Here is a 15,376-nt window from a genome sequence, read left to right as displayed (position 1 = left end):
GGCACAGGGTTGAGGGACGTCAGTTAATCGGTGTCCAGACTCAATTCCTACGCCAGCATTATCTGGTTCAGGTACACGGGTCCCGAGCAAAGCTCGATCTCAGCCAAGCGCCAATCTTGATTGGCTCAATAGCTCCCCGATGAGTTACGGTCAAATTGTAATAGTTATCACACTCAATAGCCATCCCTAAAACATGAAGGGCATGGTGAGTTAACAGGCCAGTTCATCCCTGTAAGCCTGAAAGCGCTATCTGAGTGAAATTGAACAATCGGTACGGTTACAGATTTTAAATCTGACGCGAATCATAGCCCCAACGTGGCACTAATCCTTGCTCAACACCTAAGTGGTCGAGAATACGCGCCACCATAAAGTCGACCAGATCTTCTATCGATTTAGGTTGATGGTAGAACCCCGGCGCAGCAGGCATAATAGTGACGCCCATCTGGGACAGTTTGTGCATGTTCTCCAAATGCAGCGTCGAAAACGGTGTCTCACGCACCACCAACAGTAGCTGTCCCCGCTCTTTCATCACCACATCGGCCGCACGTTCAATCAAGTTGTCCGACATACCGTGTGCAATAGCGGCAACGCTTCCCGCTGAACACGGACACACCACCATCTGCTTCGGCGCAGCAGATCCTGAAGCGACGGGAGAAAACCAGTCATCCTTGCCACACACCACCAGCTTCTCGCTATCGCAGCCAAGATGGTTGACCAAGGCTTGCTGAGCGGCGTCGGGGTTTGCTGGAAGCTTTAAGCCATGCTCGGTCGCCAGTACCACTCGCGCCGCGGACGAGATCAGCAGATAAACGCGATACTCTGCGGCCAACAAACATTCCAATAAGCGCAGACCGTAAGGCGCACCTGACGCGCCAGTAAAAGCTAAGGTTATCGATTTAGAGGTATTGTTGCTCATAGTGACTCGGTTATTGGGCCAATTTGGCCAGTAGTTTGTCGTGAATGCCAGCAAAGCCACCGTTACTCATGACCAAAATATTATCGCCAGGCTGTGCTGCGGCCGCAATTTTTTCTACTAAGATATCGATATCATCGCTGGTCACAGCGGGTTGTGTGCACTTCAGGGCCACCTCATCCACCGACCAGTCAATGCCTTGTGGTTGATAGAGAAACACCTGATCGGCGGCGGTCAGTGAGGCTGCAAGCGTCTGTTTATGCACCCCACGTTTCATGGTGGCACTGCGAGGCTCTAACACCGCTAGAATCTTGTCTTGGCCGACCTTGTTACGTAAACCACCTAAAGTCAGTTCAATCGCGGTTGGGTGATGGGCAAAATCGTCATAAACGCGAACGCCGTTCACCTCGCCTTTTAACTCAAGGCGACGCTTAGTATTAATGAATTTCGCCAGCGCCTCACAGGCGAGGTCGGGGGTGACACCCACATGGCGAGCAGCGGCAATGGCCATCAAGGCATTATCTACATTATGGTCGCCGACCAAATCCCACTGGACGCTCCCAACCACTTCACCTTGGAATCGCACCTCAAAATGAGAGCCATCAGCAACCATTTTGTTTGCTTGCCATTGCCCTTGTTGACCGCTGTATTCGGTCTCACTCCAGCAGCCACGCTCTAACACATCGGCTATCGCCCGATCCTGTTTAGGGGCAAGAATGCGTCCATTGCCCGGCACCGTGCGGACCAGATGGTGGAACTGACGTTTAATCGCTTCCAAATCATCAAAGATGTCTGCATGATCGAACTCAAGGTTGTTCATCACCAGCGTGCGTGGATGGTAGTGGACAAACTTAGAACGCTTATCGAAAAAAGCGCTGTCGTATTCATCCGCTTCGACCACAAAAAACATGCTTTCGCCTAGGCGGGCAGAAATACCGAAGTTCCCAAGCACGCCGCCAACCAAAAATCCGGGCTGGTAACCACACGCGTCGAGAATCCACGCCAGCATGCTTGAGGTCGTGGTTTTGCCGTGAGTTCCGGACACCGCCAGTACCCAGCGGTCATGCAACAGAAACTCTTGCAGCCATTGCGGACCAGAGGTGTAACGCAAGTTGCTATTGAGCACGTGCTCAACACAGGGGTTGCCACGACTCATTGCATTGCCAATCACCACTAAATCAGGGGCTGGGTCAAGCTGTGCGGGATCAAAGCCTTCAATTATTTCAATACCTTGCGATTCAAGCATGGTGCTCATTGGCGGATAAACATTGGCATCACTGCCAGTCACCTTGTGCCCCAGTTGACGCGCCAACATCGCGGCGCCACCCATGAATGTTCCGCAGATCCCCAAGATATGAATGTGCATAACTGCCCCTGTTTTCGGCAAAAATAATCTGCTCATTATGGCGATAAAGCACTGAAAAGCGAACTACTTTGATCACTGTTCATCATCATGCCAGTACCATCTGGTCACTCTATCGCCACAGTTAGAGCCTGAGCAGATAAAATGTAAGTCATTGTTGAGTCGACAAATAAATTGAGAACTCAAGCAGTTAGTTCATTACCAATAAAAAGATCTAACTTTTAAACTTAAGCTTGGGTAAAGACTAACGATCCGCAAGAGATCACTCCAGCCCAACCCCCATTTCATTGAGCGACTTTTTAAAGGAAAAAATCCATGTCTGGAATGCGCACCCTTGGCGAGTTCATTGTAGAAAAACAAGCGGACTTCCCCCACGCTAGCGGTGATCTATCATCCCTACTCTCTTCGATTCGTCTTGCTGCGAAAATCGTTAACCGCGAGATTAATGCCGCGGGCCTCGGCGATATTACCGGCGCGGTTGGTACTGCCAACGTACAAGGCGAAGACCAACAAAAACTTGATGTTTATGCCAACGACAAGTTTAAAGCGGCATTAGAAGCACGCGACCAAGTGTGTGGTGTGGCAAGCGAAGAAGAAGATGAAGCTGTAGCGTTTAACAAAGAACTCAACAAAAACGCCAAATACGTAGTGTTGATGGACCCGCTTGACGGTTCGTCTAATATCGATGTGAACGTATCTGTTGGGACTATCTTTTCCATTTATCGCCGCGTGTCACCGATCGGCACACCGCCTACCCAAGAAGACTTTCTCCAACCTGGCCATAAACAAGTGGCCGCCGGCTATGTGATCTACGGCTCTTCAACCATGTTGGTGTACACCACGGGTAACGGCGTCAATGGGTTTACCTACGACCCTTCACTTGGGACTTTCTGTTTGTCACATGAAAATATGATGATCCCACAAGATGGCAGCATCTACTCAATCAACGAAGGCAATTACATCCGCTTCCCACTCGGGGTGAAAAAGTACATTAAGTATTGCCAAGAGAGTGCGCCTAGCGACAATCGCCCATACACCTCACGCTACATTGGTTCGCTGGTGGCCGATTTCCATCGCAACCTACTTAAAGGCGGTATCTACCTCTATCCGAGCACAGAGAGCCACCCAAATGGCAAGCTGCGCCTTCTGTATGAGTGCAACCCAATGGCCTTCATCATTGAGCAAGCTGGCGGTGTGGCCTCTGACGGGGTGAATCGCATCATGGATATTAAGCCAACCGAGCTGCATCAACGCGTGCCTTTCTTTGTTGGCTCGAAGAACATGGTGAAAAAGGTCGAAGCGTTTTTAGAACAAAACCGCGACGAATAGTTCTTTCAATGCTTAAAAGTGAAAGAGTCGGCCGACGCCGACTCTTTTTATTAGCTCAAAGCTGACTAAATGCCTGAGCCTGCGCTCGATGTCCGTCCGGACATGTAGTCCTGATAAAAAAACGGGTCTAACTGGTCACAAATTCCCAAGTAGGGCTTACCTACAACCCCCAACATTCGCGCATCTTGCTGGCAATAATTATTTCTCCCTACTTCATAGCCACTGTCATAGGCTAAGTAGAGCTCCGAATCGAGCACACTGTCACTGCGCTGCTTGGCCAGTGCAGACTGAGATTGCTTAAGCCACCCCATCTGTGCCTGCTGTTGTCCAAAATCTCGCCAATCTTGTGTCGAGCTCGACAGCGGAATTGGCTGGCTGCTGCAACCCACCAACAATATCGATAGCAAAATAAGTTTAACTTTCATCGGAGCCTCCCTAAGCCTGATGATAATAGCGGTGCTATTTTGGTCTATGCCTTACGCCATCACACTTTTTGACACCAATCTCCCGAGGCAATTAACACATCTAGCTGGCTGCTGTCTTGATAGAGGTAAATCCACGCTAAACCAAATGGCGTCTCGATTTGCTCACGGCGATAAGTGACCGGGATATCTTCTAACCGATCAAGCTGTTCCAATGTGCGTTGATCAACCAAATAGACTTCCCCGACGATAGCGTCACGTCCTTCTATTACGGCTGGATACGGGCCAAGATCATATAAACTGTAAATCGCTGGCGTCGTATAGTGACCGAGACACTGACTGTGTTCGAGCAGGTAATGATTAGACTCTCCACTACGTAATGTCCCATAAACAAACACTAAATGCTGCACGGCCTTCCCTCTCAGTTAATCGAATTCAAATTGATAGAGCACATCAACCGCACTATCGACACCAGAAATTGCCTCTAAATAGAGGTCCTGCATTAAGCGGTAGCGCACGGTAAATTCACCCACAGAATCAAAAATACCCACGCCATACTTGACTTGCAGTCCAGGTAAAATATAACCGCTGACAGTGACTTGCGAGTCGTTCCCTGAGCCAGCGGTATCGAGTTGCAGATCTTGCACGCCAAACGCTTCACCGATTTCACCGACCACGCGACCACTTTTGGCTAAACTGAGGCCGATTAACGTGGTTGTCATCGCACTGCCACCTGCTTCCCCATCAATATCCTGACCACGTAATAGATAGGATAGCGCATTGGCTTGTGGCATTGCTGGCTCAGAGAAAATGGTGACCGTCGGCTCGCTGGCCGGTCCGGTAACCTTTACCCCAGCGGTCACATCATCACGGGTATTGTTCGGATTACGGATCGCGGTGATCTGCACATACGGCTGATCCACTGGCCCATTCATTAAGATTTTACCCTCTTTGATCTGCAAATCTTGACCGAACGAGCGATAAGAACCATCAATAATGTTGACCTCACCAGTGACAAAGGGCCCCTTGTCTTTCTGGGCGACATTGAGCTTACCGGACAAACCACTTTGGAGGCCAAAGGCCGATAATTTGAAGTCATCACCGATATTGATATTAACGTTAGTTTCCAAACTAAAGGGGACCTGAGACTCTTTTTCCAACGGCTGATAATTCTTATCCAGCAACACTTGGTCTTTCGAAACCGCCACCGCGCTCGGAGGGAGATCCTCGATTACAATTCGCCCCCAAGGCAAAGAGATATCTCCGTCCACACGAGCCAATGTCGGGGAAGCAGAAATCGTCATATCAGGCTGGACTTTGATTTTGACCATTGGCGGCAGCTCCACTAACAGCTCTTCAGCATAGATGCGCAATTGGGTCTGCCAGTTATCGAGTTGTTGCCAGTTGGCCGTTCCCGCCATTTCTAGCTCACCATCTGGTGTGTCTATGGCGGCAGCCAACGTCGCGTCGTAACCATGAAGCGCTATCGATATTCGCCCAGAGTCGACCTCAACTGGAGAAATCTCGCCTTTAAGCAACATGTCGTCAACCACAAAACGTCCGGTTATACGCGGTTGATTGACTGCTCCGCTGAGCTGAAGATCGGTATTAATGGTCGAACCAAACTGACTGTAAGTGCCGACAATCGGCGCTAAGAAATCGAGGTTAAAGTCACTCAACTGGACTCGACCATCTAGCTGCTTTTGCTTAGCCAGTACATTGGCAATGTCAATTTTACCGCTAAGTTCACCATTGTCGGTAAAATCGATTTGCCAGTCAGCATCAAGCTGATCGCTTTTTAATCGCACTTTAGCCGCGGCCGACTGCCAGCCAATGGTGACCTTTTCTTCGAGCTGCTGACTGACTTGGCCGGTTGGTAGTGCAAGGTTCACCTCCACCTCAGGTGACGTGTTGGCTGCCCATTTGGCATCGATATCCGCGTTCACTTGACCCTTGAGCAGAGTCTCTTTGGGCACGAAAGTCGCTATTTGGTCGAAATCAAACTGATTAAGTGATAGTTGCGCACGACCACTTTGCCCCACCTGAGCTTCTTTATCTAAACACAGCGATGACTGTGCCTGTAGCCAACAATGCGCGGCTACCGTCACTTGCTGAGTAGCGAGATCAACCCCAAGATTGGTCGCTTGGTTTAAGCGCCACTCTCCTTGCTGTGATGATAACGTCATTCGTCTGAGCTGCCCTTGCCAGTTCAACTCAGGTGTGTCGGCTAACGCACCCGCTAAGGCTAGCCGAGTTGAAACTAGGTTAGAGTCGACCGCTAACTCTAGCTCATGACTGAGTTGCGAACCGTCGACTTCAAGGCTGACAGCATCAACCACAATATCTTGATAGCGAGCCGCTTCAAGGCGCAGATTGAGCCGCCCTTTCGGCTCTGGCATAGGTGTCACATTACCACTTACTCTCACCTGTTTAACTTGGGCTTGTTGCTGCCAATCCAGTTGATTTAACGCCAAATCAAGGCCGATGTTTGGTTGTTGCAACTTGCCTCGCAATATCACCTTACCCCGTGCCCGCCCTTGTAAGTCAGGCAATGTTTTACCAAGGTCAGCTAGGTTGAGAGCGAGATCCATCTGCCATGTTTGACCGAGTTTACCCTTAGCCTCGATACTGTTCGGCCCGTGAGACAGGACTAAGCCGGAGGTATCAAGCATCAGTTCACCTTTACCCTCTGGGTCTGCCGCATTAAGCTCCCCCTCAATGTTGAGTGGGTAATTGCGCAATAGACCGTCGATATCAAGTGTCGGCAGCGCAACTTGCCAGCCACCTTGAGCAGTGAGTTGGCCTTGAGTGCTAACCACACCGCTGATGTCCCCCTCAGCTTGGGGCCATTGCAAGCCGGGTTGGATATGGCTGAAGTTGAGCTTCGCCATCCAATTAAGTGGCGTCTGCCAATTGGCCATCACCTCACCCTTGATATCACCACCGAGTGTGGCTATCTCTATCTGGCTCAAATCAATTTGCGCCAAGTTCCCTTGCCCTTGTAATGATAGCGCTATATCCGGCAAAGCTTGGCCTTGAATAGCGCTATCAAGCTTGAGTTGATAGCCATCCAGTGAACCATGACTTTGTAGTGAATTGACATTGATGAAGTATTGCCCTTCTCCAGTCAGAGGCCACTGAGCTTCAACGTCGTTCACCGTTAAGTTAAATGGCAATTGCGCTTTTAGTGGCTGTAACTCGCCGTCCAACTGAGCTTTAGCCAAACCTGAAAGCCGAGCCTGCAAGTTTAGCTTGGCAACACTACCACTAGCTGACAGGGAAACCTTTTGTCCTTTCGCCACTGGGTCCTTGACGCTGGCTTCCAAATTAAGCTGCAGTGGGTAGTCACCTTTGAGTGTCACTTTGCTGGCTAACGTCGCATCGAACTGGGGCATCTCGAGCGACAATCGTTGAAGATTAATCTGTGACCCCCTAGCCGTAGCCACCAATCCAAGACGGTCAACCACCAATGGCTCCGCTTGTTCAAGTGTGAAGTCATTGACCTCAAGCCCAACTAACTCGACCTGCAGCGGTAAAGCAAACTCGGGCAGTATGATGTCCTGCCTCGGCTCCGCGACGGGCGTAGGCTGCGAGGGTGGGCTATCAGACTCCGCTTGAGCCAGCGTAACACGTGCCGAGTCGAGTCGAGTGGGCGTAATCCTCAATCGGTTACCTCGGAATGAGGCTCCGGTTGTCAACCTCTTCCAGGTGATAAGATTACCTAAGATGTTGAGATCGACATTAGTCAGCGCAAGGCGCGTGACTTTAATCGGAATCGGTGACGTCACCAATGCCATGGGCTGTTGTGGCTGAGGGTCCTGCTCCGTCTCCGAGCTAGCGACTTCAGGCAGAGACAGCTGCACTCCATCCAACGCCAACTCGTCGACACATAAACCAGGTTCAGTAAAACAGGCTGGGTTGATGGCTAAAGTGACAGATTTCGCCACGAAGGTCAGTGGTAGTTGTGGTTCAACATACTCAACGTTATTCAGGGTAAATCTTGGCAGTAAGGCCCCTTGAGCAGACTCAACACGCAGTTGTGGTAGCGCCTGTTGCGCGCCCCACACCACCAACTGAAGTCCAGGATGAGTAAACAGCAACAATGCCAACGCGAGCAACACGACAATGAGCACACTGACTAACGAAACCGACAGCCATTTCGACCATTTAATGACACGACGGATCATAGCTCCGGCCCTAGACTGAAGTGAATTCGGAACTCATCGCCTGGGTTCGCATCTAGCCCCCAAGCAAAATCCAACCTAACCGGGCCCACCGGTGACGCCCATCGTACGCCCACGCCGGTACCACGCTTCAATGTAGGTTTGTCATTAAATGCATCACCGACATCGTAAAAGACTGCCCCCCACCAGTTTCCCGTCACTCGGTATTGGTACTCCAACGAACTGGTCAAAGTATACTTAGCGCCCGCGAGTGCACCGCTACTGTCTCGAGGCGAGATAGACTTGTAGCCATAACCACGTAAGTTATTATCACCACCAGCGAAAAAGCGTAGTGACGGCGATAGCTTGTCAAACTGTTCGGCAAAGTTAGCCCCACCGTCAATACGGAAAAGACCACGATGGTTTTGGCCGATGCTACGGATCCAGGTCATACCTCCGAGTAGGCGAGTAACGCGCGTTTCTGAGAGCAGGGTTGGGTCGCCATATTCCAAGGTGAGATTCTGCCTATCCCCCCACATCGGCATTGCACTTCCGCGTATGCGACTGCGTGAAAAAGAGAACCCGGGTAACAAGAAGTTAGCGTTGTCATCTTGAACACCTTGGGTATAGCTTTCAACCAAATACCGCACGAACACGGTACGAAGCCAACCATTATCCAACGTCCAGTGACGCTCCACTGCTAGGTTTGACTCTAGGCTTTTGGTATCGCGATTATCCAAGTTTTTCATACCGTAGCGAATACGGTAGTAATCATGAAGTACGTCTTCGAGAGGAATGTTATAGCCTGCGGTAATCGTCTGTTCAGGAATCGACAACAAAAAGCTACTATCAAAACTATGCCCACGAGTGTTGACCCAAGGCTTGTTCCACTTAAGCGAACCACGCGCCCCTGCATCCGTCGAATAGCCCAATCCAGTTTCAATTTGATTGCGAGCTTGAGGAGCCAGTGAGATCTTCATTGGAATATCTCGCCCTTGCCCCAACTGGGTTAAATCAGGCTCGACAAACACCGAAGAGAACCAGTCAGTATTGGAAAGGTTTTGGTTGTACTCGCCTACCTTTGCCACCAAATAGGGTTCACTTTGCTTATATGGCGCTAAAGACTCAACGCGCTCAGTCGAAATTTGGCTGCCAACAATCGTACTGGCACCAAAATGATAGCGAATCCCACTGTCATAATGCAGCCTTACGATGGCTTGATTGAGTGCCGGCACCACCTCTAAACGGCTTAACCGATAGTCTCCTTCAAAGTAGCCTTTTTGCAACGCGAGATTACGAATCCCGGTTTTCAGCGCGTCATACTGACTGTGGTTTAAACGTTCGCCTTGCTTAAGGCCAACTTTATCAATCAGTTGTGCAAAGTCTGTGTCGTGCGCCGCCTCGCCTGTAATCTGAATATCAAGTTCGCTGATAAGGGTGGGCTCCCCGAGAGTGACAGTAGCAATCACCCGTCGCTCATCGTCAGTGACAGCAAAATCATATCGTGGGTTGTAATATCCGAGCGCATTGAGCGCTTCGGTCATGCTGCGTTCGAGGCGCGCTTTAAAGCGCAGTGAAATTTCATAATCCTCAGCAGGGATCGACGACAAATACGCCTCAATGTTCTGCTCTACTTCACCCTCGACGCCCTTTATTTCGAGATCGACTTGCTGCCCCAGTACGTACTGAGAATAGAAGGCCATCACGATTAGAACTGGTAAAGCTTTTCGGATCATGGTTAATTATCGTTTTCCATCGTATGAAAGAATAATAACGCCTCCACCAATAGAAGTCTGTATGAAAACAGTTAATTAGACGGCGTTTGTACAAAATGATTGATTAAGGATGCTTCTGATGCTCGACAAACAAACCCTAATTTCCGCTGACAATGCGTTGCCGGGACGCGACACCGCAATCTCGATTCAAGATAGTCATTATGTCAATCAATCCAGTTTGACTGCCGAGCCCCCTAAAGGTTGCGAGAAGATACTGTTTGGCATGGGGTGTTTTTGGGGGGCGGAGCGTCTGTTTTGGCAGTTAGATGGGGTAGTGAGTACCAGTGTCGGCTATGCGGGTGGTTTTACCCCCAACCCAAGCTACGAGGAAGTGTGTAGCGGTTTAACCGGTCATGCCGAAGTGGTTCGTGTGGTGTTCAATCCGGAAGTCATTACTCTTGAGCAACTACTGCACGCTTTTTGGGAGCGGCACAATCCGACACAAGGGATGCGTCAAGGCAACGATTTAGGTACTCAGTATCGCTCAGCCATTTATGTCTACAGCGACCAACAATGGGAAGCGGCGATAAAATCAAAGCAAGACTATCAAACGCTATTGGGCTCGAAAGCGGGCGAAATCACCACGGAGATTTTACCTGCGGGCCGTTACTACTACGCCGAGGATTATCATCAGCAATACTTAGCCAAGAACCCTCAAGGTTATTGCGGCTTAGGCGGAACCGGCGTCTGTTTTCCACCACAAGACTAAGGTCTGTTGACCTTAATTCCTCGCAACAAAAAAAGTCGCCTCGTGGCGACTTTTTTGATGACAACCGATATCAAGCCTACAGGGCGTCAATCGCTTGATTAATCTCTTTAAATGTCATTAGTTTTTGCTGATCGTTGACATCGGGCAGCAACACCTTGCCATTATCAAAATCAAACTCCCCGACGCCTTCAATGGCAAACTGTCCTTTAAACAAAGTTTTAACAAATCGAGCAATCTGTTGAGGACGATAATTAGTAAACTCACGCAGCATAACGACTCCAATATCCTTTTATGAGGCGGCCAGCCTGGCCGCACCGTTCTTATCCTTAGAACTTGGGGGGATTATACCTGATGGGGTTCGAATGTGTACCACTTTGTTAACAAAATGATCTTTGCTCACGCAATTCTCCTTGAGCTTTACCGATTGTTGACGTTTAGGTATATACTTTTTGCTCACGATAAGAGGAACAACATAATGAAAATCAAAACCCTACTGACTCTACTTGTCGCATGCTCTCCAAGCTTTGCGTTCGCACACAACATCACCTTAGGCCAGTCCGTGCCTAGCGTCGAGGTCACCGCTTATGGTGAAGTCACCCTAGACGGTGACAAAACCAGCTTCCAAGCGTGGTCAAGTAACGATCTGCTCGGAAAGGTACGAGTGATTCAAGCGATAGCCGGTCGCAGCAGTGCCAAAGAGATGAACGCCGCCTTAATGAATGCCATTACTGAAGCGAAGTTTTCAACAGAGAGCTATCAAACCACCACCATCATTAACCAAGATGATGCTGTTTGGGGAACCGGCTCGTTTGTTAAATCGTCGGCTCAAGACAGCAAAAAGGAGTTCCCTTGGTCATCTATCGTTCTGGATGAAGAAGGCAGTGTGGCCAAAGCATGGCAACTGGCTGAGGAATCATCTGCAATCATAGTGCAAGACAAGCAAGGACAAGTTTTGTTTGTCAAAGAGGGCGCTTTAAATCAACAACAGATAGAGCAAGTCCTAACGCTTATCAAACAACATCTCTAAGCTTGAGGTAGATTTCGCCTTTTAAATGGAATTGTTATAGTATAACAGTTCCATTTTTTACGTTTGGATTGTGGTTGCTCATGAGACGCTTGGCTATATCATCACTCTACCTAAAGACGATTGCCTGCTTAGCTATCGCAATGGTGCTATGGCTCAACGCTGCGTACCTTGACCACCAGTATGATCTTGCTAACACTGACCATACTGAGCACCACTGCCAATTATTGGCAACCGCCCTACATGGTGCTAGTGCGGCAACGCCATGTGTCCTATCCATGCCTGTTGGCAACAAGATTGAATCGCCAACACCCTATCATTTTTCCCCAATGTTGGCGTTTGCCTATTTAGCTCGCTCGCCTCCTATCCTGAGCCATACATAGTTATTACTGACCTAGCAGCAATAAAACAATCAAGCTGCACATCATCGACTTACTATTTCAGGATAAACAATGAAAAAACTGACTCCTATCGCTTTTGCTCTAGCCTTTACCTCTAGCACTTTGGTTAACGCCGATGAGGGCTTTCGCCAACACGATGCTCACGTACACGGTCAAGTTGAAATCAACATCGCCCAAGATGGCAATGAACTCCTGTTCGAAATCACAGCGCCTGGCGCCGATGTCGTCGGTTTTGAGCACGCGCCACAAAATGCCGAGCAGCAACAAACCTTAGACAATGCGTTGGCTAAGTTACAACAAGCCGCCAACGTGTTTACCCTCGCAACCGCGGCAGGCTGTGATGTTGAGTATCAGTCGGTCAGCCACACTTTAGGTGAAAGCGAAGAGCACCATGACCATGACAAACATGAGCATCATGATCATGACAAGCATGAACACCATGACCACGACAAACATGAGCATCATGATCATGACAAACATGAACATCATGACCACGATAAACATGAGCATCATGATCATGAAAAGCATGAGGATCACGACCATGGAGCGCATTCAGGTCATGGTGAGTTCAGTGTTCAATATCACTACCAGTGCCAGAATATTCAAGCCATTAGTAGCATCGACACGCAGTGGTTTACTCTGTTCCCTACAACAGAATCGATCAAAGTGAATATTCTGACTGACACTAAACAAGCCGCGCTCGAGCTTAAAAGCGGGCAAAAGACTATTTCTTTCTAATACAAAACGGGATAAAACCCATGAGGTAGCTCAGCCTGCTGAGCTACCTTGCTATGATGGATAAACCAATGGACAGTCAACACAACCGCCCCGTGGTTGAGCTCGATCAAGTGACTTTTACTTGGCCCGGCAACGATGAGCCCACGCTCGACATTCGCACTCTAAGCGTAAACACTGGCGAGCACCTATTTATCAAAGGCCCGAGCGGCTGTGGTAAATCTACCCTGTTGGGCTTGCTCACCGGTATTCATACCGCGACTCAAGGTCAGGTATCGGTACTCGGGCAAGCGCTTTCTGCGATGACAGGCAGTCAGCGCGATAAATTTCGTGCAGACAATATCGGCTATATTTTTCAGCAGTTTAACTTGCTCCCTTATCTGAATGTGGTTGAAAACGTGATGCTACCTTGTCAGTTCTCAGCCTATCGTCGTCAGCAAGTGAATGGTGATTTAAGCGCGAAAGCCATTGAGCTTCTGCAGCAACTGCATCTACCAAACTCACTGCTGTCAAAGCCAGTGGCAGAGCTGAGTATTGGCCAGCAACAACGCGTCGCAGCAGCACGTGCCCTGATGGGCCAACCCAAAGTCATTATTGCTGATGAGCCAACCTCATCACTCGACTTTGATAATCGCAGCGCCTTCATTAAGTTGCTACTCGAACGGGTCAACCAAGCGAACTCAACCCTGTTGTTTGTCAGCCACGATCCGACACTCGAAGCCTACTTCGATAAGACCATTAATCTTCAGCAGATCAACCACGCCGGAGGTGCGCTATGACACCAACGCTTACCTTAGCCTTGAAAAGCGTTCGTAACCGTAAAGTAACGGCACTGCTGACCATACTCACTGTCGCCATCTCGGTTATTTTGCTGCTCGGGGTCGAGCGCATTCGAACTCAAGCCAAAAGCAGCTTCGCCAATACGATTTCAGGTACCGACCTGATTGTCGGTGGACGCTCTGGTCAGGTAAACCTACTACTCTACTCGGTATTTCGTATCGGCAATGCCACCAATAATATCGACTGGAAAAGCTATCAAGAGTTTAGCCAACACCGAGCTGTTGATTGGGCAATCCCAATCTCACTCGGCGACTCGCATCGAGGCTTTCGGGTGATGGGAACCAACCATAGCTACTTCGAACACTATCGCTATGGTCAAAAACAGAATCTCGCGTTTAGCCAAGGCGGCGAGTTTAATGGTCTGTTTGAAGCGGTGATCGGCGCCGATGTTGCCAAACAGCTCAACTACAAGATTGGCAGTGAAATGGTCATTGCTCATGGCATCAGCGATGTCGGTTTCAGCCGCCATGAAAACCTCCCTTTTGTTGTGGTCGGTATTCTGGCGCCAACAGGGACGCCGGTCGACAAAACTGTTCACGTTTCTCTGCAAGCAATTGAAGCGATTCACGTCGGTTGGGAGAGCGGTGCCAACTTAGGCAATACGCCCGAGGCCGCACAGCTCCAAAGCATGGACTTTGAACCCAAACAGATCACCGCGATGATGTTGGGACTCAAATCAAAAATCCAAACCTTTGCCTTACAACGTCAGATCAATACGTACAATCAAGAGCCGTTAAGTGCTATTTTGCCCGGTGTCGCTTTGCATGAACTGTGGGGCATGATGTCTGTCGCCGAGCAAGCTCTGATGGCAGTGTCGGTGTTTGTCGTTATTGCTGGGTTGTTAGGTATGCTATCGAGCCTACTCACAAGCTTGCAAGAGCGACGCCGTGAAATGGCGATTCTCAGAGCAATGGGCGCCAGACCAAGGCACGTGTTCAGCTTATTGATATTAGAGGCAAGTGCACTGACCATGATTGGTGTTATCGTCGGTACGACGGGTTTGTATGCACTGCTGAGCATCGCGGCACCTATGATTCAACAAATGTACGGCATCAACTTAGCGCTAGTTGGCTTGTCTGCTTATGAGTTAAAGCTACTTTTGGCAGTACAACTGGCCGGAACCTTGATTGGCTTTATTCCAGCTTTACGCGCTTACAAGCAATCTCTCAGTGACGGAATGACAATTCGAGTTTAATTATGAAACTATTCTCTCTTTTACTACTCACTCTCATGACCTTGGTCGGAATCAGTACCTCGGTGCAGGCTAGCGAACCTCTCACCCTAGAGTGGATAGACCTGATTCCTGAAAACGAACGTAACCAGTTTGATTCAACCGGGATGCCTGAAATCGATCACGATGGTGACATCATGCAGCAATCAAAAATTGGTGGAGTAAGACAAGAACTCGATGGTAGTTTGGTCAAAATACCGGGATTTGTGATTCCGTTAGAAGGGGATGAAAGCAAGGTGACCGAGTTCCTGCTGGTACCCTACTTTGGCGCTTGTATCCACGTACCACCGCCACCACCCAACCAAATCATCTACGTGAACTTCCCTCAGGGTGCACCAATACAGCAGTTGTGGGACGTGGTGTACGTGATCGGTAAACTAAAAACAGAAACGGTCAGTCACGAATTGGCCGAAACTGGATATGTCATCCAAGGCACAGAGATCGCCGAATACGATGATATGTAAGTGTTAC

At 49.3% G+C, this 15,376-nt stretch carries 15 protein-coding genes and 1 riboswitch; of the genes, 8 read left to right on the top strand and 7 right to left on the bottom strand.

Annotated features, from left to right (window positions below; translation table 11 throughout):
* Positions 1–27: 27 nt before the first annotated feature.
* Positions 28–149: riboswitch (TPP riboswitch) on the bottom strand.
* A 137-nt stretch (positions 150–286) separates the two neighbouring features.
* Both MTO69_RS01590 and mpl read right to left on the bottom strand, forming a co-directional pair.
* Positions 287–916: a flavin prenyltransferase UbiX gene (locus MTO69_RS01590; RefSeq protein WP_248330517.1), complete on the bottom strand. Its 630-nt coding sequence runs from the start codon at positions 914–916 to the stop codon at positions 287–289.
* Positions 917–926: 10 nt separating this feature from the next.
* Positions 927–2,279: a UDP-N-acetylmuramate:L-alanyl-gamma-D-glutamyl-meso-diaminopimelate ligase gene (gene mpl, locus MTO69_RS01585; RefSeq protein ID WP_248330515.1), complete on the bottom strand. Its 1,353-nt coding sequence runs from the start codon at positions 2,277–2,279 to the stop codon at positions 927–929.
* Between the two features lie 312 nt (positions 2,280–2,591).
* On the opposite strand from mpl, the gene fbp reads away from it, so the two are divergent.
* Positions 2,592–3,605 (top strand): class 1 fructose-bisphosphatase, encoded by a 1,014-nt coding sequence (gene fbp, locus MTO69_RS01580; RefSeq protein ID WP_248330514.1) that lies wholly within the window; start codon positions 2,592–2,594, stop codon positions 3,603–3,605.
* A gap of 65 nt (positions 3,606–3,670) precedes the next feature.
* Here fbp and MTO69_RS01575 read toward each other — a convergent pair whose 3' ends face one another.
* From MTO69_RS01575 to tamA, 4 genes are read right to left on the bottom strand one after another with little or no spacing between them, the layout of a single operon-like run.
* Positions 3,671–4,030, bottom strand: a complete 360-nt coding sequence (locus MTO69_RS01575; protein WP_248330512.1) for a DUF2799 domain-containing protein — start codon at positions 4,028–4,030, stop codon at positions 3,671–3,673.
* A 59-nt stretch (positions 4,031–4,089) separates the two neighbouring features.
* Positions 4,090–4,437 (bottom strand): gamma-glutamylcyclotransferase family protein, encoded by a 348-nt coding sequence (locus MTO69_RS01570; protein ID WP_248330510.1) that lies wholly within the window; start codon positions 4,435–4,437, stop codon positions 4,090–4,092.
* Positions 4,438–4,452: 15 nt separating this feature from the next.
* On the bottom strand, positions 4,453–8,214 hold the full coding sequence (gene tamB, locus MTO69_RS01565) for an autotransporter assembly complex protein TamB (protein WP_248330508.1): 3,762 nt from the start codon (positions 8,212–8,214) through the stop codon (positions 4,453–4,455).
* Complete coding sequence (gene tamA, locus MTO69_RS01560) at positions 8,211–9,926, bottom strand: autotransporter assembly complex protein TamA (protein WP_248330506.1); 1,716 nt, start codon at positions 9,924–9,926, stop codon at positions 8,211–8,213. Before tamA ends, tamB begins: the two co-directional genes overlap by 4 nt.
* Before the next feature lie 118 nt (positions 9,927–10,044).
* Between tamA and msrA the strand changes: the two genes are divergently transcribed.
* Positions 10,045–10,674 carry a peptide-methionine (S)-S-oxide reductase MsrA gene (gene msrA / locus MTO69_RS01555; RefSeq protein WP_248330504.1) on the top strand — a complete coding sequence of 210 codons (630 nt, stop codon included), beginning with the start codon at positions 10,045–10,047 and terminating at the stop codon, positions 10,672–10,674.
* A gap of 76 nt (positions 10,675–10,750) precedes the next feature.
* Here the strand turns inward: msrA and MTO69_RS01550 are convergent, their stop codons facing one another.
* Positions 10,751–10,945, bottom strand: a complete 195-nt coding sequence (locus MTO69_RS01550) for a DUF1107 domain-containing protein (RefSeq protein WP_248330502.1) — start codon at positions 10,943–10,945, stop codon at positions 10,751–10,753.
* Positions 10,946–11,149: 204 nt separating this feature from the next.
* Here MTO69_RS01550 and MTO69_RS01545 point away from each other — a divergent pair, with 204 nt between their 5' ends.
* The 6 genes from MTO69_RS01545 to MTO69_RS01520 all read left to right on the top strand — a co-directional run bounded on the left by MTO69_RS01545 (position 11,150) and on the right by MTO69_RS01520 (position 15,369).
* Positions 11,150–11,701 carry a YtfJ family protein gene (locus tag MTO69_RS01545; RefSeq protein ID WP_248330500.1) on the top strand — a complete coding sequence of 184 codons (552 nt, stop codon included), beginning with the start codon at positions 11,150–11,152 and terminating at the stop codon, positions 11,699–11,701.
* A gap of 89 nt (positions 11,702–11,790) precedes the next feature.
* Positions 11,791–12,081, top strand: a complete 291-nt coding sequence (locus MTO69_RS01540; protein WP_248330498.1) for a DUF2607 family protein — start codon at positions 11,791–11,793, stop codon at positions 12,079–12,081.
* Positions 12,082–12,150: 69 nt separating this feature from the next.
* Positions 12,151–12,837: a zinc uptake protein ZrgA gene (gene zrgA, locus MTO69_RS01535; protein WP_248330496.1), complete on the top strand. Its 687-nt coding sequence runs from the start codon at positions 12,151–12,153 to the stop codon at positions 12,835–12,837.
* 68 nt (positions 12,838–12,905) lie between these two features.
* Positions 12,906–13,613 carry an ABC transporter ATP-binding protein gene (locus MTO69_RS01530; RefSeq protein ID WP_248330494.1) on the top strand — a complete coding sequence of 236 codons (708 nt, stop codon included), beginning with the start codon at positions 12,906–12,908 and terminating at the stop codon, positions 13,611–13,613.
* On the top strand, positions 13,610–14,869 hold the full coding sequence (locus MTO69_RS01525) for an ABC transporter permease (protein WP_248330492.1): 1,260 nt from the start codon (positions 13,610–13,612) through the stop codon (positions 14,867–14,869). Before MTO69_RS01530 ends, MTO69_RS01525 begins: the two co-directional genes overlap by 4 nt.
* Positions 14,870–14,904: 35 nt before the next feature.
* The gene (locus MTO69_RS01520; protein WP_248334220.1) at positions 14,905–15,369 is read left to right on the top strand and encodes a DUF3299 domain-containing protein; all 465 of its coding nucleotides are present in this window, start codon (positions 14,905–14,907) and stop codon (positions 15,367–15,369) included.
* The last annotated feature ends 7 nt before the right edge of the window (positions 15,370–15,376 follow it).

Origin of the sequence: Vibrio sinaloensis, from assembly GCF_023195835.1 — a bacterium.
GTDB lineage: Bacteria > Pseudomonadota > Gammaproteobacteria > Enterobacterales > Vibrionaceae > Vibrio > Vibrio sinaloensis_C.
This window is presented reverse-complemented; position numbering and strand designations above follow the sequence as displayed.

Coding starts and splice junctions, on each gene's coding strand:
- MTO69_RS01590 (WP_248330517.1), bottom strand. CDS start 916: ATGAGCAACAATACCTCTAAATCGATAACCTTAGCTTTTACTGGCGCG.
- mpl (WP_248330515.1), bottom strand. CDS start 2,279: ATGCACATTCATATCTTGGGGATCTGCGGAACATTCATGGGTGGCGCC.
- fbp (WP_248330514.1), top strand. CDS start 2,592: ATGTCTGGAATGCGCACCCTTGGCGAGTTCATTGTAGAAAAACAAGCG.
- MTO69_RS01575 (WP_248330512.1), bottom strand. CDS start 4,030: ATGAAAGTTAAACTTATTTTGCTATCGATATTGTTGGTGGGTTGCAGC.
- tamB (WP_248330508.1), bottom strand. CDS start 8,214: ATGATCCGTCGTGTCATTAAATGGTCGAAATGGCTGTCGGTTTCGTTA.
- tamA (WP_248330506.1), bottom strand. CDS start 9,926: ATGATCCGAAAAGCTTTACCAGTTCTAATCGTGATGGCCTTCTATTCT.
- msrA (WP_248330504.1), top strand. CDS start 10,045: ATGCTCGACAAACAAACCCTAATTTCCGCTGACAATGCGTTGCCGGGA.
- MTO69_RS01550 (WP_248330502.1), bottom strand. CDS start 10,945: ATGCTGCGTGAGTTTACTAATTATCGTCCTCAACAGATTGCTCGATTT.
- MTO69_RS01545 (WP_248330500.1), top strand. CDS start 11,150: ATGAAAATCAAAACCCTACTGACTCTACTTGTCGCATGCTCTCCAAGC.
- zrgA (WP_248330496.1), top strand. CDS start 12,151: ATGAAAAAACTGACTCCTATCGCTTTTGCTCTAGCCTTTACCTCTAGC.
- MTO69_RS01530 (WP_248330494.1), top strand. CDS start 12,906: ATGGACAGTCAACACAACCGCCCCGTGGTTGAGCTCGATCAAGTGACT.
- MTO69_RS01525 (WP_248330492.1), top strand. CDS start 13,610: ATGACACCAACGCTTACCTTAGCCTTGAAAAGCGTTCGTAACCGTAAA.
- MTO69_RS01520 (WP_248334220.1), top strand. CDS start 14,905: ATGACCTTGGTCGGAATCAGTACCTCGGTGCAGGCTAGCGAACCTCTC.